General features: G+C 58.3%; 18 protein-coding genes and 2 pseudogenes. 4 read left to right on the top strand and 16 right to left on the bottom strand.

Annotated elements, in window-relative coordinates; genetic code table 11:
- Positions 1-11 precede the first annotated feature (11 nt).
- Positions 12-1,565 (bottom strand): ABC transporter substrate-binding protein, encoded by a 1,554-nt coding sequence (locus A5892_RS10530; RefSeq protein ID WP_190295593.1) that lies wholly within the window; start codon positions 1,563-1,565, stop codon positions 12-14.
- 186 nt (positions 1,566-1,751) lie between these two features.
- On the opposite strand from A5892_RS10530, the gene A5892_RS10525 reads away from it, so the two are divergent.
- Positions 1,752-2,645, top strand: a complete 894-nt coding sequence (locus A5892_RS10525; RefSeq protein ID WP_064122764.1) for a LysR family transcriptional regulator — start codon at positions 1,752-1,754, stop codon at positions 2,643-2,645.
- 253 nt (positions 2,646-2,898) lie between these two features.
- Here A5892_RS10525 and A5892_RS10520 read toward each other — a convergent pair whose 3' ends face one another.
- The 3 genes from A5892_RS10520 to A5892_RS10510 form a co-directional block, all read right to left on the bottom strand.
- Complete coding sequence (locus tag A5892_RS10520) at positions 2,899-3,783, bottom strand: SDR family NAD(P)-dependent oxidoreductase (RefSeq protein ID WP_223302625.1); 885 nt, start codon at positions 3,781-3,783, stop codon at positions 2,899-2,901.
- Between the two features lie 202 nt (positions 3,784-3,985).
- Positions 3,986-4,792 carry an MBL fold metallo-hydrolase gene (locus A5892_RS10515; protein WP_064122763.1) on the bottom strand — a complete coding sequence of 269 codons (807 nt, stop codon included), beginning with the start codon at positions 4,790-4,792 and terminating at the stop codon, positions 3,986-3,988.
- A 97-nt stretch (positions 4,793-4,889) separates the two neighbouring features.
- Positions 4,890-5,900, bottom strand: a complete 1,011-nt coding sequence (locus A5892_RS10510) for an AraC family transcriptional regulator (RefSeq protein ID WP_223302624.1) — start codon at positions 5,898-5,900, stop codon at positions 4,890-4,892.
- 413 nt (positions 5,901-6,313) lie between these two features.
- Here A5892_RS10510 and A5892_RS10505 point away from each other — a divergent pair.
- Positions 6,314-6,952: pseudogene (locus A5892_RS10505) on the top strand (Gfo/Idh/MocA family protein); the annotation flags it as partial.
- Between the two features lie 141 nt (positions 6,953-7,093).
- The gene (locus A5892_RS10500) at positions 7,094-7,990 is read left to right on the top strand and encodes an aldo/keto reductase (RefSeq protein ID WP_082890393.1); all 897 of its coding nucleotides are present in this window, start codon (positions 7,094-7,096) and stop codon (positions 7,988-7,990) included.
- Between the two features lie 9 nt (positions 7,991-7,999).
- Here the strand turns inward: A5892_RS10500 and A5892_RS10495 are convergent.
- The 12 genes and pseudogenes from A5892_RS10495 to A5892_RS10435 form a co-directional block, all read right to left on the bottom strand.
- Positions 8,000-9,103, bottom strand: a pseudogene (locus A5892_RS10495) (IS3 family transposase).
- A 315-nt stretch (positions 9,104-9,418) separates the two neighbouring features.
- On the bottom strand, positions 9,419-10,330 hold the full coding sequence (locus A5892_RS10485) for a helix-turn-helix domain-containing protein (RefSeq protein ID WP_064122762.1): 912 nt from the start codon (positions 10,328-10,330) through the stop codon (positions 9,419-9,421).
- 188 nt (positions 10,331-10,518) lie between these two features.
- Entirely contained in the window at positions 10,519-11,295 is a 777-nt protein-coding gene (locus A5892_RS10480) for an SDR family NAD(P)-dependent oxidoreductase (protein ID WP_064122761.1), read from the bottom strand.
- A 48-nt stretch (positions 11,296-11,343) separates the two neighbouring features.
- Complete coding sequence (locus A5892_RS10475; protein ID WP_064122760.1) at positions 11,344-12,771, bottom strand: NAD-dependent succinate-semialdehyde dehydrogenase; 1,428 nt, start codon at positions 12,769-12,771, stop codon at positions 11,344-11,346.
- Positions 12,772-12,847: 76 nt separating this feature from the next.
- Positions 12,848-14,473 carry a flavin-containing monooxygenase gene (locus A5892_RS10470; protein WP_064122759.1) on the bottom strand — a complete coding sequence of 542 codons (1,626 nt, stop codon included), beginning with the start codon at positions 14,471-14,473 and terminating at the stop codon, positions 12,848-12,850.
- 521 nt (positions 14,474-14,994) lie between these two features.
- Positions 14,995-16,197 carry a 3-oxoadipyl-CoA thiolase gene (gene pcaF / locus A5892_RS10465; RefSeq protein ID WP_064122758.1) on the bottom strand — a complete coding sequence of 401 codons (1,203 nt, stop codon included), beginning with the start codon at positions 16,195-16,197 and terminating at the stop codon, positions 14,995-14,997.
- Positions 16,198-16,228: 31 nt separating this feature from the next.
- Positions 16,229-17,893, bottom strand: a complete 1,665-nt coding sequence (locus A5892_RS10460; protein ID WP_064124435.1) for an electron transfer flavoprotein-ubiquinone oxidoreductase — start codon at positions 17,891-17,893, stop codon at positions 16,229-16,231.
- Positions 17,894-17,919: 26 nt separating this feature from the next.
- On the bottom strand, positions 17,920-18,855 hold the full coding sequence (locus A5892_RS10455; RefSeq protein WP_064122757.1) for an electron transfer flavoprotein subunit alpha/FixB family protein: 936 nt from the start codon (positions 18,853-18,855) through the stop codon (positions 17,920-17,922).
- Positions 18,852-19,604 carry an electron transfer flavoprotein subunit beta/FixA family protein gene (locus A5892_RS10450; RefSeq protein ID WP_064122756.1) on the bottom strand — a complete coding sequence of 251 codons (753 nt, stop codon included), beginning with the start codon at positions 19,602-19,604 and terminating at the stop codon, positions 18,852-18,854. The genes A5892_RS10455 and A5892_RS10450 overlap by 4 nt, the downstream gene beginning before the upstream one ends.
- A gap of 55 nt (positions 19,605-19,659) precedes the next feature.
- Complete coding sequence (locus A5892_RS10445; RefSeq protein WP_064122755.1) at positions 19,660-20,883, bottom strand: CaiB/BaiF CoA transferase family protein; 1,224 nt, start codon at positions 20,881-20,883, stop codon at positions 19,660-19,662.
- 48 nt (positions 20,884-20,931) lie between these two features.
- Positions 20,932-22,458 (bottom strand): 3-hydroxyacyl-CoA dehydrogenase, encoded by a 1,527-nt coding sequence (locus A5892_RS10440; RefSeq protein WP_064122754.1) that lies wholly within the window; start codon positions 22,456-22,458, stop codon positions 20,932-20,934.
- Positions 22,458-23,246 (bottom strand): enoyl-CoA hydratase, encoded by a 789-nt coding sequence (locus A5892_RS10435; RefSeq protein WP_064122753.1) that lies wholly within the window; start codon positions 23,244-23,246, stop codon positions 22,458-22,460. Before A5892_RS10435 ends, A5892_RS10440 begins: the two co-directional genes overlap by 1 nt.
- 280 nt (positions 23,247-23,526) lie before the next feature.
- On the opposite strand from A5892_RS10435, the gene A5892_RS10430 reads away from it, so the two are divergent.
- Positions 23,527-24,357, top strand: a complete 831-nt coding sequence (locus tag A5892_RS10430) for an IclR family transcriptional regulator (RefSeq protein WP_064122752.1) — start codon at positions 23,527-23,529, stop codon at positions 24,355-24,357.
- Positions 24,358-24,398: the final 41 nt, after the last annotated feature.

Below are 24,398 nucleotides of genomic sequence, written 5' to 3'. Positions count from 1 at the left end.
CATCGCTCCTCTCAGCTATCCGATACCGACACATTGTCGAAGACCATGGTTTCATCGGGACGGATGATGAAGTTCTTCACCCGGTCCGCGACTCCCAGCGCCTGTTTCTGATACCAGAGGAAGACATAGGGATTCGCATCCCAGATGATCTGCTGGATCTCGCCGTAGATCCGCTTCTGCGCATCGGCATCACTGGATGCCCGCCCTTCGGCCAGCAGCCTGTCGACTTCGGGGTCGCTGAAGCCCGAGATATTGGTGCTCACCCCGGTCTTGAACAGCCGATACAAGGTGAAATCGATCCCCGCCGTGGCGCGGCCGACCATGGTCATATCGTCTTTGCGTTCGGCCAAAGGCAAACGACTATTGGCCGACCAGTTCGACAGATCCATCACCTGTGGCTTGGCGTCGATACCGATCGCTTGCCACTGCGCCGCCAGCGCCTGACAGACCTGGGAATCCTTGATGTAACGGCCATTCGGACAGGTCACCACCAAGGGCAGCGGTTTGCCGGGGCCATAGCCCGCCTCGGCCAATAGCTCCCTGGCCCTGGCCGGATCATAGGGTTTTGGCGCAAAGGTCGCGCGCAACGCATCCTCCGTACCGGGCCCGACCATGCCGACGGAAGGCGTCGCCAGGCCACCGAGAATGCCCTGGATCATACCCTCGCGATCTATCGATATGTTCAACGCCTCGCGCACCCTCGGATCCGCAAGCGCCCCGGAATTGATCAGTTCCATACTGATCGAGAACATGCTGTCCGGCAGGATGACTTTGGCCAAGCCGGAGTCGTTCACCGCTTCGATCGAATCCGCGGGTACGCGATCGACGATATCCACCTCGCCGGTTTCGATCAGCGCCATGCGCGCGCCGTCTTCGGGCACCGACATGAAAGTGATCTTCTCGAGCGTCGCGGCGAAGTCACCTTTGTATAGAGGGTTCGGGACGAGACTGAAGCGCTCGCCACCGATGAACTCATCGACGATATAAGGGCCGGATCCAATCGGTTTGCGGCCATAGCCCGCGCCCATCTCGGCATTCGCCTTGACGTCGATGATCCCGGCTGCGCTGTTGGCCAGCAGCATCAGAATATGGCCGTTCTTTTCGTTCAAATGGAAAACGACCGTATCTTCACCCTGCGCCTCGGCACGGCCTAGCGAGGCATAAAGTCCGGCATAGATCGACCCGCTATTGGGATCTAGCAACTGATTGAAGGAGGCGGCAATCGCTTGAGCATCGAGTGGATCACCGTTGGAAAAGACATGCCCGGTCTCGACCTGGACACTGAAGGTCATCCCATCCTCGGACCAGCCCCAGCTTTCGGCCAGCTGCGCAACGACGCTATTGTCTTCGCCCATGCGGAAGAGCTGTTCGAACACCAACATGTCGACGGCGTTACCAACCGGCAGCGAATTGACATGCGGATGGAACGTCGTAGCGTCGGCCCCCACTGCGATGGTGAGACTGCCATCAGGAGCAGCCTGTGCGGCAATCGGAAAGGCCGTGGCAATGAGCAGCGCCAAAGTTATTCTTCTGACGAAAAATCCAAAAAAAAGAAGCGGTTGCATAGAAGATCCTGTTGTTATAGTTGTAGATATTCTGTCGCTTGCAGGGCCAAGTGGCCTTGCTCCACGGCTTGTTGTTTTCTGGATGCGGCGCCCACCTCGGCGCATCGATCTGAAGGAACGTTATCGCCGGCCAAACTTTACGTCAACTCATAAAATCATGGCGTTCATATCCTGGAGTTATGCATTGTGAACTACCGGCAGTTCGAGGTTTTCGTCGCTGTGATCGAATGCGGCTCCGTGACCGCCGCTGCGGAAAAGCTGGACCTCTCCCAGCCTGCCGTGAGCAAGTCATTGAAAATATTGGAAAATGAGTTAGGTGTTCAGCTATTCCTGCGAGGCATCAAAGGATTGCAGGCAACCGATGAAGGCCGGGCGCTCTATCTGGAAGCCTCGCGGATGACGGACGGCTACGCGCATCTCGAAGCCTTCGCCCGCAACCTGCAGCAGATGGAGCATGCTCGACTCGAAATCAGCTGCATTCCCGCACTGTCGATTTCCTGGCTGCCGCAGGCGACGGCCAAATTCATGCGTAACTACCCCGATGCCACGCTCGCCTTCCGCAGTCGGAGTTCACCGGAAACGGTTCAGCTCGTGGCGCGGGGCGAACTCGACCTGGGCATTTCCCAAGCGCGATCGGAGGATGCAAATCTCGAAAAAACCAAGCTTTTTGATCTCAACGCCGTATGCATTCTGCCCAAGGGACATCCTTTGGCGGCAAAGCGAGAAATCGATTTCTCCGATCTAGACGAGTGCCGCATCATCACTCTTAGTGCGCCAGATGAGTTGCAGCGTAATTTCGAGGCGATGATGCTGATGCGCGGCTATGGATTTTCCAGCAAGATCGAGATCTCGCTCGGTGCGATGATGTGCAAGGTCGTCGAAGCCGGCGCAGGGATAGGCCTCCTCGATGAGGAGTCGGCACGGCTACACGATCCCAGAAAGTCCCGCGTCTTACGCTTTTCGACACCCATATCCACACCGGTCTATCTGCTGCGCAATGTCCATAAGCCCAAGACATTGATGGCAAATCTTCTTTCTGAACACATCATCTCCATGGCGAATTCATATCCCGCGGGCTGAACGTAAGAGGCAGCGCGATGCCCTGCATGAATAGAAGTTATGCAGGATTGCACATGGTTGAGCTTCGCCACACCCATAGCAGTAGCTGCCGGCGGATGAGTGCTTTAGATACAGCTACTGCGACGCGGTAGTCCGCTTCAGTAGCTCGATGCGTCATCGGCGGACGAACCAACGCTGTCGCTGAGCTCGTGACCAGCAACCATCGCAGGAACCGATATCGATCGGGCCCACTGCACGTATCCAGTATCCCCGTTCAGGCATTGAAGCCAGCGTCCACAGTGACCACGGACCCGGTCATGAAGTGAGCGGAGGGACTTGCAAGGAATGTCACTGCAGCCGCTATGTCGGCCGGACTGCCGTAGCGGCCAAGCGATGTCAGGCGGCGATTCGGCTCGGCCCACTCGCCATCGGCCGGGTTCTGGTCGGTGTCGATCGGCCCCGGTTGAACCAGATTCACGGTGATATCTCGAGGCCCGAGCTCACGAGCAAGGCCTCGGGTGAAAGCGAGGAGCGCGGACTTCGACATCGAATAGATCGTCAGGTTGGGATACGGAACACGTTCGGCGAGGCACGAGCCGACGGTGATGATGCGCCCGCCCTGCTTGAGATGCGGGATAGCCGCTTGCGAGGCGAGAGCGGCGGCGCGTGCGTTGACGTTCAAGACCGCGTCGATATCGGCGAAGCTCATTTCCGCCAGCGGCCCAGAGCGGGAGATGCCGACATTGTTGACGAGAATGTCGAGGCCACCGAGTCCGTTGACCGTATCTTCAACCGAGCGCCGCACGGCCGCCGGATCAGCACTGTCAGCCTGAACGGCCAGACCACGCCGACCTCTCGCCTTGATGGCCCGGACGACTTCCGCCGCCTTGTCGGTCGAATGCAAATAGGTAATGACGACGTCCGCTCCCCTATCCGCAAACGCCAATGCGATGCCGGCACCGATGCCTCGCGAGGCGCCTGTCACCAGCACGCGTTTGCCAACCAGCTCATTCACTCGGCTATCTTTCATCTCTTGACCGGTGCCGGGCATTTCTTGCATAGAGGCGTTACCCGCAGATGCCGCCATTGCCGCAATGCCAGTGGCTGTACCGATCAGCATATTTCGCCTGGTGATTCCAATTGGGTCTTCATTTCGCATGGGATGCTCTCTCAATGTAAAAATTCAACACCTTTATGATCTACCGATAATTGCGATAATAAATCCCATTGATATGCATGAATATGCAGATCGAATCAAATATCGGTCAGATACTCTATTGAATTAACCGTCTGGCATGAGCGCCACCAGCCGAGTGGGGTTACCACTCAAGGACAATGAAATAATGAGCAATGAACTGGGCTCAGGAATCTATATTACGTGCGATGATGTTTGATTCCGTCGACGCACTTTCGATCTTTCGCAAGAATTCATTGCGCGTGCGTACACTTCTGTATTGATAGATATAGGTAAATTCAGGCATTAAGGTCAAAACCGCACGCACCGCGGCGTCGGGCCCCAACGCGTAGGGTGGGTAGAGAGGCAAGAGAGCAAGATAGATATCGCTTAGCTGCAGCATCTCGGGCGTAGCGTCGGTTGAACCAGCGACATAGATCCTGCGGCCATCGACGGTGAGCACGTAGCCATTTCCCCGCCCGCGAGGATGCCAACGCTCGGATCTTCCATTGATGCCATAAGCCGGGATCGCTTCCACCTCGATCGATCCGAAATCGGACTTTTCACCATTCGCCAGCGAGACGGCGGCGCCTCTCAAACCCACGGGCAGCCTTTGCATGACATAAGGCGGCACGACTAGTTGCGTGTCGGGGCCAACGATAGCCGCCAGCGTGTCCGCATCAAAATGCTCATCATGCTCGTGCGAGATCAAGATGACGTCAGGGGCGGGATAGTCCGAATATCGGGCAAGGCCCCCGGTAGGATCGGTATAGATGACGCCGCCTGGCCCCTCGATCACCACGCTCATCTGCCGTACCGGGCTGACGGTGATGTCGCCACTTGCTGAGCGGAATTTGTCGATGGTGCGTTGAGACGGCTGCGCCGCGGCATCGGCAAATGCGGCTGCGCAGAACAAAAGAGTGCCACAAGCCCACGCGATGAGGCATCGGTATGTCCGATGCACCAGGGTAGGCCCTCGCTTGAGATATACCATCGTACTTACCTCAAAAGGCCCGCAGGCCGTTGATGGGTGCCCGCTGCGTCGGCGCGTTTGCCGCGACCACAAGCGGCGAACGCCCACGCTTTGGATCTCAGTTCGAGGCGGCGGATTGTCGGACATTGCCAAGCTCACGCTTGAGAGTGGCGCGTAGCGCTGCGGCATCGTCGCTCGGCGTCAGGTTGAAGAGGCGACGATAATCGCGATTGAACTGCGACACGCTTCCATAGCCCACGTCATAGGCCACGGACGAGATCGTGTCGGCCCCGGAAAGATACCGACGCGCCTCCTGTAGCCGTACACGCTTTTGGAACTGGACCGGCGACATCGACGTCACCGCCTTGAAATGCCGGTGAAAGCTCGGAACGCTCATGTTCGCTTTCGCGGCGAGCTCCGGGATACTCAGCGCCGCGGCGTAGTGCTCTCTGATCCAGGCCGTTGTCCGCCCGATTCTCGTGGCGTGGCCATTGGCGAAAGCGAGCTGACTGAGCAGCGGACCATGTTCGGTATGCAACAGCTTCCAAATGATCTCCCGCCGGATCAGCGGCGCCATGACCGGTATGTCGCGTGGTCGCTCCAGCAGCGAGAGCAATCGAATCAGAGGATCGAAAAGCTCCGGGTCGAGTGGGTACTTGCCTGCAATCAGAGTATCGTCCGCCTTTGGTCGATGACCGGACCGTTCGCGGAGAAGCTCAGCGACGACGGCCGGATCGATGTCGAGATGGATCGCAAGATAGGGGGCGGATGGACTGGCTTCGGTGACCTGCGAAGTGACCGGGACGTCGGCGGCGCACAGCAAGGACTCCGCTGCAGCGTAGCGAAATGGGGTCTCGCCAACCATCAACTCCTTCACGCCACGGGCGACCAGTCCGAAGGAGGGTTGATAGATGGAATGGCTCACTTCGGAAGGCTGGTCGGTTCGACCCACTTTGAGCCCGTCGATCGGCGTCAGGTAATCATACCGGGCATGGCGTTCGATGACGTTCATAAGGTCGGAAAACTTTGGTTTCATCATGAGAGCCACAAGTCCTGATTCGAGTGATCGATACTTGAAGACCCGCACCGGCAACGCTTCCGGGTCGTGTTCGGTTGGCAGGCATCCCATCCGAGATCCTGCTCCAGTTCACCAGCGAACAGCGCCAAGCACTATGCATATCCTATTAAGAGCGCGCTCGATCATCTCAAACGACATCCCGGACAACTGCATTTCGCCGTCGAGGTAACGCCCACCGCTAGAGTCAGCATTGCGCACGAATGAGCGTAGCGAGCCAATCGCTGAGAGGATCCACATAGCTCGCAGTGGAAGACAATCACTATATTCCAGCAACGGCGCCAATCGGTGTCCGAGCGCAGACATAGCGGAGTATAGAGACATGTCGGACAACAAGTTCCGTGTTGGAATCATAGGGGCGGACACGCAAGCGAGCTGGGCTGGGGCATCGCACATACCGGCGCTCGAATCGCAGCCTTCGCTGGTTCTGAAGGCAGTGGCGACCCGTCGGGAAGGCACGAGTCAGCGCGACGACCTTCGGCTACGGCCCGCAGTCGACCAGCGCATATGACTACTTCAACAAGGCGGCTTCCGGCGCAAGCTTCATGACCATCACCACGGCTCATGTCCTGGACGTGATCGAGGCCGTGCTCGGCGAGATCACGGAAGTCGACGCGCGCACCGAGCTTCTCTGGCCGGAGATCGCCATCGTCGATACCGGCGAAACCTCGGTTCGCGATGTTGCCGATCACGTCGACCTGATCGCCAAGACCGCAAGCGGCGCCCCTGTCTCGGTCCAGGTCCTGGCCGGCGTACCGCCGGATGAGGCCAATTTCGTCTTCGACATCCGTGGATCGCACGGTTGGCTGAAGGTCACCGGCAGCCACCTAACCGGCGCGCAAGTCGGTGATCTCACCCTCTCGGCAAGCGTCGAGTTCGCAGCACCCGATGCACCTGTCGCCACCGGTGTTGGTCCAACAGCCGCCGCCGGCTTCTGGACGGGAGCTGCGATCAACGTAGGCGAGGTCTACGCCTCTCTCGCGCGTGATCTCATCGCGGGCAGCTACCGGACGCCCGGGTTCGCTCACGCACTTCACAACAGCCGCCTGGTTGCCGCGGTCGAGCAAGCGGCGCAGTCGGGCCGGCGAGCGCTCATCGGTAGCTAAGAGCGCGCGATTCGATCGCTCCCATCGGCGCTCGAGGTCGAGCGCCGAGATGGTCTCAGCGTATGCCCTGCCCCGAACCGGTTCGCCGGGTGTGCGACGCAGTAGACCACTGGTGTTGAAATCCATTTCAGGAGGTGCGTGATGCGCATGCGCAAACTGGGTAACAGCGGGTTGTTCGTATCGGAGCTCTGCTTCGGTGCCATGACCTTCGGCGGCACCGACGGCCTCTGGGGGCAAGTCGGCAGGTTGGAACAGGAGGATGCCGATGCGCTGGTCGAGGCCGCGCTCGGTGCGGGCATCAACCTCTTCGATACAGCGAACGTCTATGCCAATGGACGCAGCGAAGAGATCCTGGGCCAGTGCTTGCGCAACCTCAATGTCGCACGGGAGGACGTCGTGATTGCCACCAAGGCCGCGGCTTCCATGGGCCAGGGACCGAACAGGCAAGGCACTTCGCGCCGGCACATCCTGGGCGAATGCCGTGCCAGTCTCGCCCGGCTAGGAGTCGACCATGTCGACCTCTATCAAATCCACGCTTTCGACCCGGCGACACCGATCGAGGAAACGCTGGAGGCACTCGATACACTCGTGCGCGCCGGCGACGTCCGCTACGTTGGACTGTCGAACTGGGCCGCTTGGCAGATCATGAAAGCGATCGGGATCGCCCGTGCCCACCAACTCGCGCCTATCACTTCGCTGCAGGCGTACTACACGCTGGTAGGCCGCGACGTCGAGCGCGATATCGTCCCCTTGCTCGCCTCTGAACAGGTCGGTCTCATGGTCTGGAGTCCGCTCGCGGGCGGGTATCTGAGCGGAAAATACTCCGGCGGTGGCACCGGCGAGGGTGGCAGACAGACAGAGCTGGACTTCCCACCGATCGATCGCGTCAGAGGTGCACCGCTGATCGAGGTGTTGAACACCATCGCGGAGAAGCACGGCTGCCGTCCGGCGCAGATTGCGATCGCCTGGTTGTTGAAACAGCCGGTCGTCTCCACCGTCATCATCGGTGCGAAACCGACGTCCCCCCGCTTTCAGTAGCGGGACCATTTAGAGCCCGGGGTTACTGTAGCTGAGCTTCTGCCAGTTGTTTTGCGTGGGCGGCGGGCGTCAGCCCGCCGAGTGATTTCTTTGGTCGTTCCTCGTTGTATTCCCGCCGCCAGCGCTCGATCTCGCTTCGGGCATGCAGCAGCGTCGGGAACCAGTGTTCGTTGAGGCATTCGTCGCGCAGGCGCCCGTTGAAGGACTCGACGTAAGCGTTTTGATTCGGCTTGCCCGGCTGGATCAAGCGCAGCATCACGCCCCGCTCGTGCGCCCAGGCCACCATCGCCTTGCCGCAGAACTCCTTGCCGTTGTCCGTTCGGACCACCTTCGGCAGGCCACGGCTTAGCGCCAGGCGGTCGAGCACACGACTGACCCCGTGCCCGGAAATCGCGCGTTCGACTTCGATCGCCACAGCTTCGTGGCTCGCGTCGTCCACGATCACCAGGCACTTGATGACGCGGCCGTCGGCCGTGCGGTCGAAGATGAAGTCCATCGACCACACTTCATTGGCCGCAACCGGACGGATCAGCGGTTGCCGCTCGCTCACCGGCACCTTCTTGCGCTTGCGTCTCCGCACCTGCAGCTTCGCGTGCTGATACAGCCGCTCCACGCGTTTGTAATTCACGGTATGGCCGCCTTGCCGCAGCTTGAGATAGATCATGCCCACGCCGTAGCGCTTGTGCCGATGCGCCAATGCCTGGATCTGCGCCCGCAGTTCGACATTGCGATCCGGACGAGGTGTGTAACGCAGTGCGCTGGCGCTCATGCCCACCGCGCGCAAAGCGCGCCGCTCGCTGAGTCCTTTTCCGACCATGTAGCGCACCTGCTCACGACGGGCCGGTGCGCTCACCATTTTTTTCGCAGTACGTCCTTGATCACCTCGTTCTCGAGGACTTGCTCGGCCAGCAGCTTCTTCAGACGCGCATTCTCGACTTCGAGTTCCTTGAGCCGCTTGGCTTCGGAAACATTCATCCCGCCGAACTTGCTGCGCCACAGGTAGTACGACGCCTCGCTGAAGCCATGCCGGCGGCACAGCTCCTTGACCGGCAGGCCGGCCTCGGCCTCACGCAGGAAGCCGATGATCTGTTCTTCGCTGAAACGCTTCTTCACGTCCAATCTCCTTCTCGTTCGGGATTGGACTCCAAAGCTGCCTGCTACTCAAGTGCGGGGGGACGTCGAAACGAGTCGAGCAACTGCTCGAGAACGTTCAGGCCACCGCGGTCGTACTGGACGATGAAGACATGTCGGCGCTCGACGCTGTCAGCAGGTTGCCGATCGAATACCCGGGATGGCTGCTGAGAAATGCAGGATGAGGGTCGATTCAGGGCGGTAGCTGGGATGCATGCTGTGAATGAACAACGACGTCATGGCGAGCGGTGATATGGAAAACGAGCGAAACGATTGACTCGCCTCGACGGCCCTTGGTCATCTCGTCATCTTGCTGAAACACTGGTCTCTGTATTGTTTGGGCGTCAACGACAGTTTGCTCTTGAGCACCCTGGTCATATGACTCTGATCAGAAAACCCACATTCAAGCGCGATGGCCTTGATCGGCAAGGATGAAGAAGAGGACAGCAATTGTTTCGCGCGATGAAGACGTCGCGCTTGAACATAATAGTGCGGGGAGCATCCATAGTCTGAAGCAAAGACACGGATGAAATGCGATTGACTAAGCCCCGCCACATCTGCAAGCGCTTGAACCGACAGGGCTGTAGACAGATTTTCTTCAATATACTCTTCCAACAGCTTCTTCTTTCTGTCGGAAAGTTTTGATGTGCGAAAAACATCCTTGAGCGAGCACTGGGCGTAGTTTCTTATCAGGTGTATGCACATTTGCACTTCAAGAGTCTGAAGATAGATGCTGCTTCCGGCAGCGGTGCTCAAACACTCATCCTCATACGTCGACATCAACCTGGACAGTATCTCATCGTCAACCAAAGGATAGTGCCTTATGGAAAGATCATCCACATCGCGATCAAACGTTTCATTGGCGATTTTATTGATCAAGCCATGGGATATATAAATATGAGTTACCTCGATATCATTCATCCAATACCAGCTTGAAGCGCTTCCTCTGGAGAGCAGGGTGATATTTCCATCAGCAGCCGAAGACTTTTTCCAGCTGCCATTCTCGAAGAACCCCAAATTCTGAGAACCTTTCTTCCACCTGACCAGCTTATAATCACGCAAACTCGGGATGACAACTTCGGTTTTATCGAACTGATACCCCCTGAACGACACGGGAAGGTGACGACCGGCACCTACGGTGCCAGCGCAAGTGACCTTCCCGGGAATAACATCCAACATTTTGTCGGGTGTCAAGAGAGTAGCGTTCATATAAGAACCCCTCGTCCTACCATATAAGAAAAACTACTGGATAAGACTAATAGCCACTTATACAATAGATCGAGCATGTCTTCAAATAAACTATAGTACAATGCGTCCAGGCCAACTCGTGGCCCAGACAGGCGATGACTCCCCTCTCCATTCATTTCATATGAATATAGACTATTGAAATGGATCACTTAAATTGAAAAACCACCATCTACCGCAATGGCTTGACCGGTCACATGCGGCGCACTGGCCAAGTACACCGCCAGTTGCCCCATGTCTTCCGGGGTCTGTGCAACCCCCTGCGGGAGAAAGGTTTTCTGGTGACGTTGCCAAGACGCTTCTTCAGTTTCACCCTCCAAGGCCCATCTTGCGGAAAGGCCCGTTTCTCCACGCCACATCCCCGTCCCCACTATCCCAGGACAAAGTGCATTCACTGTAATCCCCTCTGTCGCTACCTCTTTGGCAACGGCATTGGTAAAGCCGATGACAGCGAACTTCGATGCCGAATAATGAGAAAGTTCGGGGAAACCGCTTTTCCCGGCAATCGAAGATATATTGATGATTCTCCCATACCCCTGCTTTCTCATCGAAGTGATTTCCGCCTGGGTGCAGAGAAAAACCCCTTTCGCATTGACCGCGAGGACTTTATCCCACTCCTCGGGCGCAAGATCACCGATCGGATACAGGCTCACGATGCCAGCGTTATTGACTGCGATATCGACCTTTCCGTAATGCTGCTCGACATCCGCTATCATCTTGGAAACCGATTTCTTGTCGGTCACATCGACTTGGAGCGCCAGGCTGTCCCAGCCGCTTCTCTTCAACCGGTCCGATGTCTGCTGGGAAATGGCGATATCGATGTCGGCAACCGCGACTGACGCCCCCGCCTGGGCCAGTGCCGTTGCGATGCCCTCGCCAATCCCTCTGCCGGCACCAGTAACGAGTGCCACCTTTCCTTCGAGGCTCATACGCTGGTACTCCCCATTCAAAAAGCATTGATGTCGCGAATCAGATGATTATTTCTGGGTGATGAACTTGCTCGTCAAATAGTCATCAAAAGTTTCAGCGCCACCTTCACGCCCATAGCCACTGTCTTTCACTCCACCAAATGGCGTTTCCGCCAGCGCTAAACCGATATGGTTAATTGAAACCATACCGGCTTCCAAAGACCTTGAGATAAAATGCGAGTTTTCTATCGATGTCGTGAAGGCATAGGAGGCCAACCCATACGGCAGGCTATTGGCTGAGGCTACCGCATCCTCGACACGCTGAAATGGAGCAATGCCTGCGACAGGGCCGAAAGGTTCATCGGTCATCAGTTTGGCGTGCTCAGGAACATCAGCGATGACTGTTGGATCGAAGTAATTTCCAGCGCTGCCATGTCTCGTTCCCCCTAAGGCAATTCTCGCGCCAAAGCGCTTCGCGTCATCCACGAATTCCTCCATCTCCTGAATTCGCCTGGCATGAACCAAGGGCCCCATCGTGGAATTCGTCTCCCACCCAGGCCCCACCTTGATCCCGCTGGCGAGCTTGGCGAACTTGTCCAAAAACTCCTCATAGACATTGGCTTGGACATAGAATCTCGACGGGGATATGCAGACCTGCCCGGCATTCCTGAATTTGAAAGGCACCAGTCGCTTGACCGCATTATCGATATCGGCGTCATCGCATACGATGACGGGCGCATGTCCGCCCAGTTCCATAGAACACTTCTTCATGTGAGCGCCGGCCAAGGATGCCAGCCGCTTACCGATAGGCGTCGATCCTGTAAAGGAAATCTTTTTTATTATCGGTGAGGCGATCAGATATTCAGAAATCATCGATGAATCACCGGAGACGACATTCAAGACGCCATCCGGTAATCCCGCATCATGAAACAGCTTCGCTATTTCCAGTACCGAGGCGGGTGTATCACTGGAACCTTTCAGTATCAAGGTACAGCCAGCGCCGATCGCAGCCACGACTTTCCTGAAGGCTTGGCTAAAGGGAAAGTTCCAAGGTGAAAAAGCCACACATACGCCGACCGGCTCACGAATGACCACTTGCTGTACGGATGAATCGCGCGCGGGAATGACGCGGCCGTAGATTCTTCTGCACTCTTGTGCATGCCAATCAGCATGCTCGGCACACGACAGCACCTCCGCCACAGCCTCAGCAAAAGGCTTGCCCTGCTCCAGGGTCAGCTTCCTGGCGATGGGTTCATAGCCTTGCCTGATTTTCATTGCCACCTGGTGGAGTACGGCATTGCGATCGAGAGGCGAGCTATTTTTCCAAGTGGAGAAAGCCCGTTCGGCGGATGCCAAAGCATCATCGAGATCGCTCACCGAGGCGTTGGGAAAGCTCCCGATGACCTCATCATTGGCCGGGTTATGGACGGACGATCTATCCCCGCCTTCAATATTGACGAGCCTTCCATTGATGAACAAACCAAGATCCGCATACATACTGAACCCCTTTGATGAAAACTTATCCGAATGTGGACCTCAATTCCGACCGGTCCACGACGTCGATAGGATATCGTTATGCGGTCCCGGCTTTTTCTACGTTCGCATAGGTCAGCGTCAACCCTTCATAACCATTCAGCTTGGTTCGCTCCAGCGCCTCTTTGAATGCCTTGATGCCCCCCATATAAAAATATACTTGATTCTTCTTGCCCGGAATGTTGGCGCCGAATATCCATGACTCCGCTTTGGGGAAAAGGGTCATGTGCGCAATCTCGTCGCAGGCATCGGACCATGTCGAGACCGCCTTGCCCGTCGCCTCTACCGTGGCGAACCCTTGCTCTTCGGCATGCTTGATCAGATCACTGATGAACCTGACCTCGAGCTCGATGGCGGGCGGCAGGTTGGAGAAAGGTCCATTCGGACCAAGCACCATGTACATATTGGGATATCCGTTATTGAACATCCCCAGATAGCTGGAAGGACCTTCTTTCCAGTGTTCTTTCAGGTCTTTCCCACCACGTCCGCGAACCTCGAATTTCGTGTAGTTACCATCTACGGCATCAAAACCCGTGGCGAAGATGATGACATCCAGTGCATGCTCGACGCCATCTTCGGTCAGAATCCCGTTCGGCGTGATTCTCTTGATCGGATTCGCCTTCACATCGACGAGACTTACATTATCTTGGTTGTAGACTGAATAGTAACCACTGTCACATATCGGACGCTTGGCATACAAATCCTTGGGGCAGAGCTTTTCAGCCGTGACCGGATCCTTGACGATTTCTCTAATTTTTCGACGAATGAAGTCCTGCGCATATTTATTCGCGACTTCATCGGTTGCAATATCACCGAAGGTCTCGAACATGAAGCGGAAGCCGCCGCCTTTCTTCCATGCCTGTTGAAAGATGGCATCACGCTCTTCTTCGGAAACATCGTGTAGGGAGCGCGAGGTCTCATTCAGCCCAAAGCCCAGGCTGGAATTCCAAACGCCCTCCCATATTTCATCGTAGTTTTCCTTGATTGCTTTTTCATACTCTTCTGCGACGGGCCCGTTCCCTGCGGGAACCGTGTATTGGGCACTACGCTGAAATACGGTCAACGCGCCTACGACAGGGGCGATGGCGGTAATGATCTGGGTGCCGGTCGAACCGGTGCCGATCACCCCCACTTTCTTTCCTTCCAAGTTGACCCCTTCAGGCCACTGTGCGGAGTGATAGCTCTGCCCTTTGAAGGTCTCCCGCCCTTCGATATTCGGAACGTTGGAAGCCGACAGCAGCCCCAGCGCCGTGACGAAATGGCGACAGGTATAGTCGTCATCTTTGTCGGTAGTAACATGCCAAAGGCCGTTTTTTTCGTCATAGATGGCTGACGAAATGCCTGTATTGAATACGATGTTCTTTCTCAGATCATGCCGAGCGGCGACATTTTTCAAATAACCAATGATCGTCGGTTGATTCGCATAATGATGCGTGATGGCATGATCTTGAAGGAGTTCCTTGTCCCATGAATAGACATACAAATAGGCTTCGGTATCAGACAGTGCGCCAGGATAGCGGTTCCAGTACCAGGTGCCTCCCACATCGCCCGCCTTGTCGAACAGCACGACATCGAGCCCTAGCTCGTCACGCAGCTTCTTGAGCATGTACAGACCGCTGAACCCGGCTCCGACGACAATTGCGTCAACGTGCTTCTCATCACTCACATCACACCTCCTTCAAAATATCGATCCATATGAAATTTCATGAAATTTATTGTCATTGGAGGGTATCTCCATGAACCGAGATCGCCTTTTCCCATTTTCCAAAGACGAGTCGATCCGTCCTGACCTTCTTTGTGTACAGGTCAGCGTGCGAATAAAATGATCTATCAAGCCGCTATCTTTGAAGATCAATCACACAAGGTGATTTCATAGGATGAATAGTGATGACTGTCCGCACTTCGATATTGAAGATATTCACCTTTGAATTGAACCAGCCTACTTCCCTAGACTTATGTCTATGAGTCAGCCCTTGTCCAAAAACGATGAATTCTTTATAGGTCTTTAGTCTTAGATATTATTATTCATAGAAAATATACCCATGTTATTCAGGCGCCTGACGCGCCATCAGCGGGATCGAGCATTTCTTTCAACCCACGGGCGAAGCGATGACGAGCTGCCGGCGTACGCTACTCATCATCGCCCCTGCCCCGGTCAAGCACTCAGGCTTTGAACCAGGCCCTGGGTCAGACCCGCTCGATCAAGGTCGCAATCCCCTGGCCAACGCCCACGCACATGGTGCACAGCGCGTAGCGCTTGCCGTGCAGGCGCAGTTCATGGGCGGCGGTCAGCAGCAAACGGGCACCAGACATACCCAGCGGGTGGCCCAGGGCGATGGCGCCGCCGTTGGGATTGACCCGCGGGTCGTCGTCCGCGAGGCCCAGGTCGCGCATGCAAGCCAACGCCTGGGCGGCGAAGGCCTCGTTGAGCTCGATCACGTCGATCTCATCGAGGGAGACGCCGGTGCGCGCGAGCAGCCGATTGACCGCGGGCACCGGACCATACCCCATGATGCGCGGCTCGACGCCGGCGGTGGCCATGCCGAGGATCCGCGCCATGGGCTCGAGGCCGAACTTGGTCACCGTCTCCTGGTTCGCCACCAGCATGGCGGCGGCACCGTCGTTGACCCCCGAGGCATTGCCGGCAGTGACACTGCCACCTTGGCGGAAGGGTGCCTTCAGGCTTTGGAGCATCTCGAGGCTGGTCTCGCGCGGGTGCTCGTCGGTATCGAAGATCAACGGCTCCTGCTTGCGCCGCGGGATCTCGATGGCGGTGATCTCCTCGGCAAAGCGCCCGCTCTTCCGAGCCACCGCCGCCTTTTGCTGTGAGCGCAGGGCGAAGGCGTCCTGGTCCTCTCTGGATATGCAAAACTGCTCGGCGACGTTCTCGGCGGTCTCCGGCATGGAGTCGACGCCGTAGACCTTCTTCATCAGCGGGTTGATGAAACGCCAGCCGATGGTGGTGTCCTCGATCTGCTGGCCGCGGGAAAAGGCGCTGTCGGCCTTGCCCAACACATAGGGCGCGCGCGACATGGACTCCACGCCGCCAGCCAGGGCCAGCCCCATCTCGCCGCTTTTGATCGCGCGGTAGGCGGTGCCCACCGCATCCATGCCCGAGCCGCACAGGCGGTTGAGGGTAGTGCCGGGCACCGAGGTCGGCAGCCCGGCCAACAGCGCGGACATGCGCGCCACGTTGCGGTTGTCCTCGCCGGCCTGGTTGGCGCAGCCCATGAACACCTCTTCTATCGCCGCCGGATCCAGCTGCGGTGCCCCGGCCAGCACCGCCTTGATGATCGAAGCCGCCATATCGTCGGGACGCACGCTGGACAGGGATCCCCCGAAGCGGCCGATGGCGGTGCGCCGTGGATGGCAGAGATAAACGTCGCTCATGATTTCGTCCTGTGGAAGTGAAGAGGCTGTTTCACATGTTCGGATAGTTCGGGCCGCCGCCGCCCTCCGGCGCTACCCAGGTGATGTTCTGGGCCGGGTCCTTGATGTCGCAGGTCTTGCAGTGCACGCAGTTCTGGAAGTTGATCTGGAATCGCGGTTTGCCATGATCGTCCTCGACCACTTCGTAGACCCCCGCCGGGCAGTAGCGCTGGGCGGGTTCGGCATACCTGGGCAGATTTTCGCGGATCGGCAGCTCGGGATCGGTCAACCTGAGGTGGCAGGGCTGGTTCTCCTCATGGTTGGTATTGGACAGAAACACCGAGGAGAGCTTGTCGAACGAGAGCTTGCCGTCGGGCTTGGGATAAACGATCTTCTCGCACTCGCCGGCGGGCTTGAGGGTGGCGTGATCCGCGGTGGTGTCGTGGGGATTGGGCAGCCGCCCACCGAGCAGCTGGTTGGTGAAGTTGTAGGCCCCGCCCAGCACGGTGCCGTACTTATGGATGGCCGAGCCGAAACTGGCGCTGGCCTCCAGCTCGGCATGGGCCCAGCTCCGTTCCCACTTCGCGGTGAAGGCGCTCAGCTCCTGGCCGCCCTCATCGCCTGAGATCATCGCCTCGAAGACCGTCTCCCCCGCCACCAGGCCCGACTTCATGGCGGTGTGCAGCCCCTTGATCTTGGCGAAGTTCAGCGTACCGGCGTCGCAGCCGATCAGCAGCCCGCCGGGAAAGGTCATCTTCGGCAGGCAGTTCAAGCCGCCCTTGGTGATCGCGCGGGCGCCGTAGGCGACCCGCTCGCCGCCCTCGAGCTGGTGCTTGAGCACCGGATGGTGCTTCAGCCGCTGGAACTCATCGAACGGTGACAGCCAGGGATTGCGGTAGGAGAGATCCACGATCAAGCCAACCACGACCTGCCGATTCTCGGCGTGATAGAGAAACCACCCGCCCTGGGTCTGCTTGTCCAGGGGCCAGCCGGAGCCATGGAGGATCAAGCCGGGCTGGTGCTTTTCGGCGGGAATGTCCCAAAGCTCCTTCAAGCCGATGCCATAGTGCTGGGGATCGCGACCCTGATCGAGCTTGAAGCGCTCGATCAACCGCTTGCCCAGGTGGCCACGCGAGCCCTCGGCGAACAGGGTGTACTTGGCGCGCAGCTCCATGCCCGGCGTATAGCCGTCCTGCGGGGTGCCATCCGCCGCCACGCCCATGTCGCCGATGACGATGCCGCGTACCACGCCGTCCTCGATGATCGCCTCCTGGGCGGCGAAGCCGGGGAATATCTCCACGCCCAGTCCCTCGGCCTGCTCCGCCAGCCAGCGACACAGGTTGCCGGCGCTGATCACGTAGCGAGTGATGTCACCGCCGGTGTTGTGCATGCTCGGCGGTACCAGGGCATTGGGCAGTTTCACGGCCTTGGTGTCGTCCTTGAGCAGATAGACCTCGTCGCGAACGGCCGGGGTGGTGAGCGGCGCGCCGCGCTCCTTCCAGTCGGGGAATAGCTCCTGCAAGGCGCGAGGCTCGAAGATCGCCCCCGAGAGGATATGGGCGCCCACCTCGGAGCCCTTCTCCACCACGCAGACCGTCAGCTCACGCCCCGCCTCGCCGGCCTGCTGCATCAGCCGGCAGGCCGCCGACAGGCCAGAAGGCCCGGCGCCGACGATCACCACATCGAACTCCATTGCGTCGCGTTCTACCTGCTCCACCGAAAGCTCCTTCATCAGCGCGGGCGTTAGAGTTGCCGTTCCAGAGCGGGCAAGGCCTCGAACAGATCAGCGACCAGGCCATAGTCCGCCACCTGGAAAATCGGTGCGTCCTCGTCTTTGTTGATCGCCACGATCACCTTGGCGTCCTTCATGCCGGCCAGGTGCTGGATGGCACCGCTGATGCCCACGGCGATGTAGAGCTCCGGGGCCACGATCTTGCCGGTCTGGCCGACCTGCATGTCGTTCGGCGCGAAGCCGGCATCCACCGCGGCCCGAGAGGCACCGATGGCGGCACCGAGCTTGTCGGCGATACGCTCGAGCAGCTGGAAGTTCTCGCTGCTGCCCATGCCGCGCCCGCCGGAAATCACCACCTTGGCCGAGCCCAGCTCGGGTCGATCGCTCTCGGCCAGCTGCTCCTCGATGAAAGTGGACTGGTCGTTGTTCGCCACGAAATCGATCGCCTCGATGGCCGCACCGCCGCCACTTTGCGTTGCAGCCACGGCGTCGAAGGCAGTGGCACGCACGGTGATCACCTTGAGGGTGTCCTCGCTCTGCACGGTAGCGATGGCGTTGCCGGCGTAGATCGGCCGTTTGAAGGTATCGACGCCCTGCACGGCGATGATCTCGGAGATCTGGCCGACGCCCTTGAGCGCGGCGAGCCGCGGCAACACGTTCTTACCGGTGGTGGAGGCGGCCGCCAGCACATGGCCATAGTCGTCGGCCAGCTGCGCCAGCAGCGCAGCGGTAGGCTCCGCCAGCAGGTGGGCATAGTTGGCGTGATCGGCCACCAGCACCTTGCTCACCCCATCGAGCTTGCTCGCGGCCTCGGCGATGGCGGCGACGCTCTCGCCGACCACCAGCACGTGGAGCTCACCGCCGATCTGTCGAGCCGCCGCGACGACGTGGGCGGTGGCGTCGGCCAGGACGCCGTTGTGATGTTCGGCCAGAACCAGGATGCTCATGAGATCACCTTCGCTTCGTTCTTCAGCTTGTCGATCAGCTCGTCCACCGACCCCACCTTGATGCCCGCTTGACGCTCGGCCGGCGGCTCGACCTTGAGCAGCTTGATCCTGCTCGCCAACTCGACGCCGAGATCCGCGGGCGTCCTGACCTCCAGTGGCTTCTTCTTGGCCTTCATGATGTCGGGGAGCTTCGCGTAGCGCGGCTCGTTCAGGCGCAGGTCGGTGGTGACGATCGCCGGCAGGGTCAGTTCCAGGGTCTCCAGCCCGCCATCAATCTCGCGGGTCACACGCAGCCTTTCCCCTTCCATCACCACTTCGGAGGCGAAAGTACCCTGGGGCAGCCCGGTCAGCGCAGCGAGCATCTGCCCGGTCTGGTTGTTGTCGGTATCGATCGCCTGCTTGCCGAGGATCACCAGGCCCGGCTGCTCTTGTTCGACTATCTTGGCCAACGCCCTGGCGGCGCCCAGCGACTCGACGCGCAGCTCGGTCTCGACGTGGATGGCGCGATCGGCACCTAGTGCCAGCGCGGTGCGCAACTGCTCCTGGGCGGCCTTCGGCCCGATGGTTACCACGACCACCTCCGTGGCCACCCCCTTCTCCTTCAAGCGCACCGCCTCTTCCACAGCGATCTCGCAGAAGGGATTCATCGCCATCTTGACATTGGTCAGGTCGACGTCGGAGTGGTCCGACTTGACCCGAATCTTGACGTTGTAATCGATGACGCGTTTGATCGCGACGAGTACTTTCATACCTGACTCCTCCAGAACTTGAGCTTCGAAATCGTCAAAGCGCTCTCTTCGAGACCTAACCAATGACCCGCTTGCTTTTCAGGATGGAAAGTTGTTCCGAGCTAATACCAATAAACTCACTGAGCACGACATCCGTATCTTCACCCAGCAAAGGAGCAGGCCTCGTATATTCCACCGGGGTGGCCGACAGTTTGATTGGACTACCGACCATCTTGAAATCAGGATTCATGCAATGAGGGATATTGACCACCATCCCACGCGCTTCCACCTGGGGCTCCGCTAGCGCCCCGGCGATATCATTGATCAGCCCCACAGGGACGCCAACGCTGTATATCTTGTCAACCCAAACCTTAGCCTTATCCTGCTTGAAATGGTCACTCAAGATCCTCGTGACGTCCGCACGATTCCTGACCCGATCCTCGTTTTTGGAAAATCGTGGATCCAGCGGAAATTCAGGCAGGCCGATGGCATTGCATAGCGCGATGAATTGATGATCATTGCCACAGGCAATGATGAAATCCTGATCGACGGCACGAAACACATTGTATGGAACGATATTGGCATGGGCATTCCCATAGCGACCTGGAGAAACCCCCGTGCTCAGATAGTTCTGGCTTTGATTGCCCAAGGCTGCCACCTGCACGTCCAGCAGCGCCATATCGCAGTATTGCCCCTTGCCGATTTTCTCGCGTGCCAGGAGCGCCGCTTGAATGGCGATGACCGAATAGAGCCCCGTCATCACATCCGCCACCGCGACCCCGACCTTCTGGGGGCCACCGCCAGGCAGGTCATCACGCTCACCGGTAATGCTCATCAGCCCCCCCGTACCCTGGACGATGAAGTCATAACCGGGTTCGCGCGCGCGCGGGCCAGTCTGGCCGAAGCCGGTAATGGAGCAGTAGACCAGCCGGGGGTTCACCTCTGACAGGGCTTCATAATCCAGCCCATACTTCTTCAATGAACCAGCTTTGAAATTTTCAATGAAGACATCGCTCTCGGCCGCCAGGGCACGCACGATCTCTTGGCCCTCAGCGCAAGAGATATCGACCGCCACGGAGCGCTTATTCCGATTGGAAGACTGGTAATAAGATGCCTCGGAGGTCTCCTCTCCGCTTGGCGATTTCATATAGGGGGGGCCCCAGGCACGGGTATCGTCACCCGCCCCGACACGCTCGATCTTGATCACGTCGGCCCCGAGATCGGCAAGGATCTGGCTGCACCAGGGACCTGCCAGCACCCGACTCAAGTCAAGAACACGAATACCAGTAAGTGCGCCCATCAACTCACCTATCGATAATTATTGAAACTTTTAATAAAAATCACGATGTCAGCATACGGAGGGTTCTTGAGACGAGAGAGAGAGACCTAATACCGCGCGGCGACGCAGCCACGCACTGGGGCGATAACGTGGATCGCCGGTCAGTTCGAGCATGCGCTCGAGAATGGCCAGTATTCGTTTCGCACCTAGCGCATCACCCCACTGCAGCGGCCCCTGGGGATAGTTCAACCCCAGCCGCACGGCCTTATCGATGTCCCCGGGACTGGCGATCTGCCGCTGAGCGATCTCACAGGCCAGATTGACGACGCTTGCAAGCACTCGCTGCGCGACGAAACCGACGCTATCTCGAATGACGGTGACGCCGACGCCATCGGTCGACATCATCGCGTGAGCGGCATCGAGCATCTCCCTGCGGGTCACCTGGGTCGCCATCAAGGTCCTGTGGCGGGCGAGATCGATCGAAGCGTCGAGACATACGGTGCGAGCCGGATCGCTCGAGAAACGCACGCTCGCGCTCACCGCATCGTCACCGAACGGTAGCAACAGACAAAGCGCCTCATCGCTCGGACGCTCGCCACCTTCCACCTTGCCGCCCAGCGAATCGAGCAGCGACCCCACTTCCCGGTGCACGGCGCTGTCACTGCAACCCACCCAGACGGGTGGCAGGCTGTCGACCCGCGGCACTGGCTGGGTCGGTGAAGCATCCTTCTTTCCCGCTTCGTACTGGTAGAAACCAGTGCCCGTCTTGCGCCCGAGCCGGCCCCCTTTCAGCATCTGCCGAGAAATGTAGGATGGGCGATAGCGTGGGTCGTGATAGAACTGCTCGTAAATGGACTCCATCGCCGGATGCGACACATCGAGCCCGGTCAGGTCGAAGAGCTCCAAAGGTCCCATCCGAAACCCTGCCCCTTCCCTGAGGATACGGTCGATATCCTCAGGTCGTGCGACGCCTTCCTCGAGGATCTTCAAGCCTTCGGTGCTGTAGGCACGCCCTGCATGATTGACGATGAAACCGGGGGTGTCCTTGGCACGCACTCCGGTATGACCCAGGCGCTGCGCCAACTCGAGCAATGCATCGACGGTGGCTGCATCGGTATCGATTCCGCCGATGACCTCCACGACCTTCATCAGCGGCACGGGGTTGAAGAAGTGAAAACCGGCCACTCGGCTGGGCATTCGCAAACCCGAAGCAATCGATGTCACGGATAACGAAGAGGTATTCGTCGCCAGCAGGCAGTCAGAGGTCACCACCTCTTCCAAAGCGGCGAACAGATCCCGCTTGATCTCCAGGTTTTCGATGATCGCCTCGACCACCACATCGCAATCCGCAAGCCCTTCCATCGACTCGACGACTTTCAATCGAGACAGCGCGGCTCGCGCCGAGTCAGAAGAAATCTTTCCCTTGCTCGCAAGCTTCTCAAGCGTATTGCCGAGCCCATCGCGAGCGGCACTCGCCAGGCCCTCACGGCTGTCGAACAAATACACCTCAAGGCCCGCCTGCGCGGCAATTTGCGCGATACCCGCCCCCATCACGCCGGTACCAACGATGCCCATCCGGGTCAGTGAGCGCGACATCAAAGCTCTCCCTGGTAGTTGGGCTTACGTTTTTCTAAAAACGCGGCGGCACCTTCTTTCTGGTCGGCGGTATCGAAAAGCAGCTGGAAGGCCTTACGCTCGAGCAGCAGCGCATTCTCCAAAGGCAGGTCGGCGCCTGACAGCACGACTTCCTTGATCTGCTCGATCGCAAGCGCCGGCATTCCCGCAACCTCGTGGGCAAGCGCCTTAGCGCGCGCAAGCGTCTGATCATCAGCGACCACTTCACTGACCAGGCCCATGCGCAGCGCATCAAACGCACCGACCATGCAACCGGTCATCAGCATGCGCATCGCTTGGAATTTGCCCACCGCTCGAACGAGACGCTGGGTGCCGCCCGCGCCGGGTATCAGGCCGAGTTTCACTTCGGGCTGGCCGAACCGCGCGGACTCGCCGGCTACGATCATGTCGCAATGCATAGCCAGCTCGCATCCTCCCCCCAGGGCGAAGCCATTCACCGCCGCAATCACCGGTTTAGGGCAGCGACCGACCGGCTCCCAAAGCCTTTCATTGTGGCGTTGGTACATCTGTGTCGGGGAGGACGAAGCGAACTCCCTGACATCGGCACCAGCGACGAAGAAGTCATCTCCCCCCGTCAGCACGATGGTACGAACATCCTGGCGCTGGGCCAAGAGCGTGAATTGTTCAGCCAACTGGCGCCGCACGGCTGCATTCAGCGCGTTCTTGACTTCGGGACGATGGATGCGCACTACCGCCACCCCGCCATCCAGCGATTCCAGGCTCACAGCCGAATCTTGGTGATCGCTCATCTTGACTCTCCTGATGCACAGCGCCACAATGTTCGCTATGCGGACATTAATTTCGATAAAGTCAAAAAATGCTAGGTCGTGCTTGCATATCTGTCAACGCGACTCAAGTATATTTATAAAAATGTGATTATAATCAATTGTTTATAAAAAACAGAGGAGACATCCCGATCCATTGATGCCAGAGAAATAAAGTCCGCTATGCAGACAATCATTTTGTTAAATTGACATTGCGAAATTGGGAGGTACAAGATGAGTCGCACACCAGTCAGAGCAGCCGAGGGTGATCAAGGTGGGTAAAGCCGACATTCAGGGCGATTTAACTGTCTTGATAGACCCGATGAACGCCACGCAAGAGCAGGAAAAAGACCGGCAGTTCGTCACCGCCCTGGCGCGAGGATTGGAACTCCTGCGCTGCTTCTCCCCGCGTGACAGCGTGCTGAGCAACCTGGATCTGGCCCGGAAGACGGGGTTGCCACGTCCGACCATCAGTCGCCTCACCTACACACTGGCGCGGTTGGGCTACCTGCGACAGCTACCGAGGGGCAGGTACCAGCTCGACGTCGGCGTGATGTCGTTCGGCTATGCGATGATCTCCAACCTTCCCATCCGCTCCATCGCCCAGCCGATGATGGTGGCGCTCGCCAATGAGGTCGAAGCTACCGTAGCGATGTCGGCGCAGGACCGCCTGGATATGGTCTATCTCGATGTCGTCCAGAGTACCTCCAGCGCCACGATGCGCCGCCAGATCGGAACGCGCCTGCCGATTCATCAAAGCGCCGCGGGTCGTGCGTGCCTGGCGGCCATGCCCAGCGCAGAGGCCGAGCTGCTGATGGACCATATCAAAGAGCGCTTCCCCACTGAGTGGCCCGAGATTCGAAAAGCGCTGGAACGCTCCTTCAGGGACTACGCGGACTATGGCTATTGCCTGTCGATCGGCGAATGGCAGAGAAAGGTCAATGCCGCTGCCGTTCCATTCCATCATCCGCAGCTAGGCATTCTCTCGTTCAACTGCGGTGGTCCCGAGTTTCAGGTATCACGGGAAAAACTCGAAGACGTCATTGGCCCCAGACTGGTGCAGATAGTCAATAACATCGAAGCCGAAACGAGATGAAGCATTCAAGCTGCTTTTAAAATCGCCTCATTCACAAGGGA

It is taken from the genome of Halotalea alkalilenta (genome assembly GCF_001648175.1).
In the GTDB taxonomy this organism is placed as follows: domain Bacteria; phylum Pseudomonadota; class Gammaproteobacteria; order Pseudomonadales; family Halomonadaceae; genus Halotalea; species Halotalea alkalilenta_A.
This window is presented reverse-complemented; position numbering and strand designations above follow the sequence as displayed.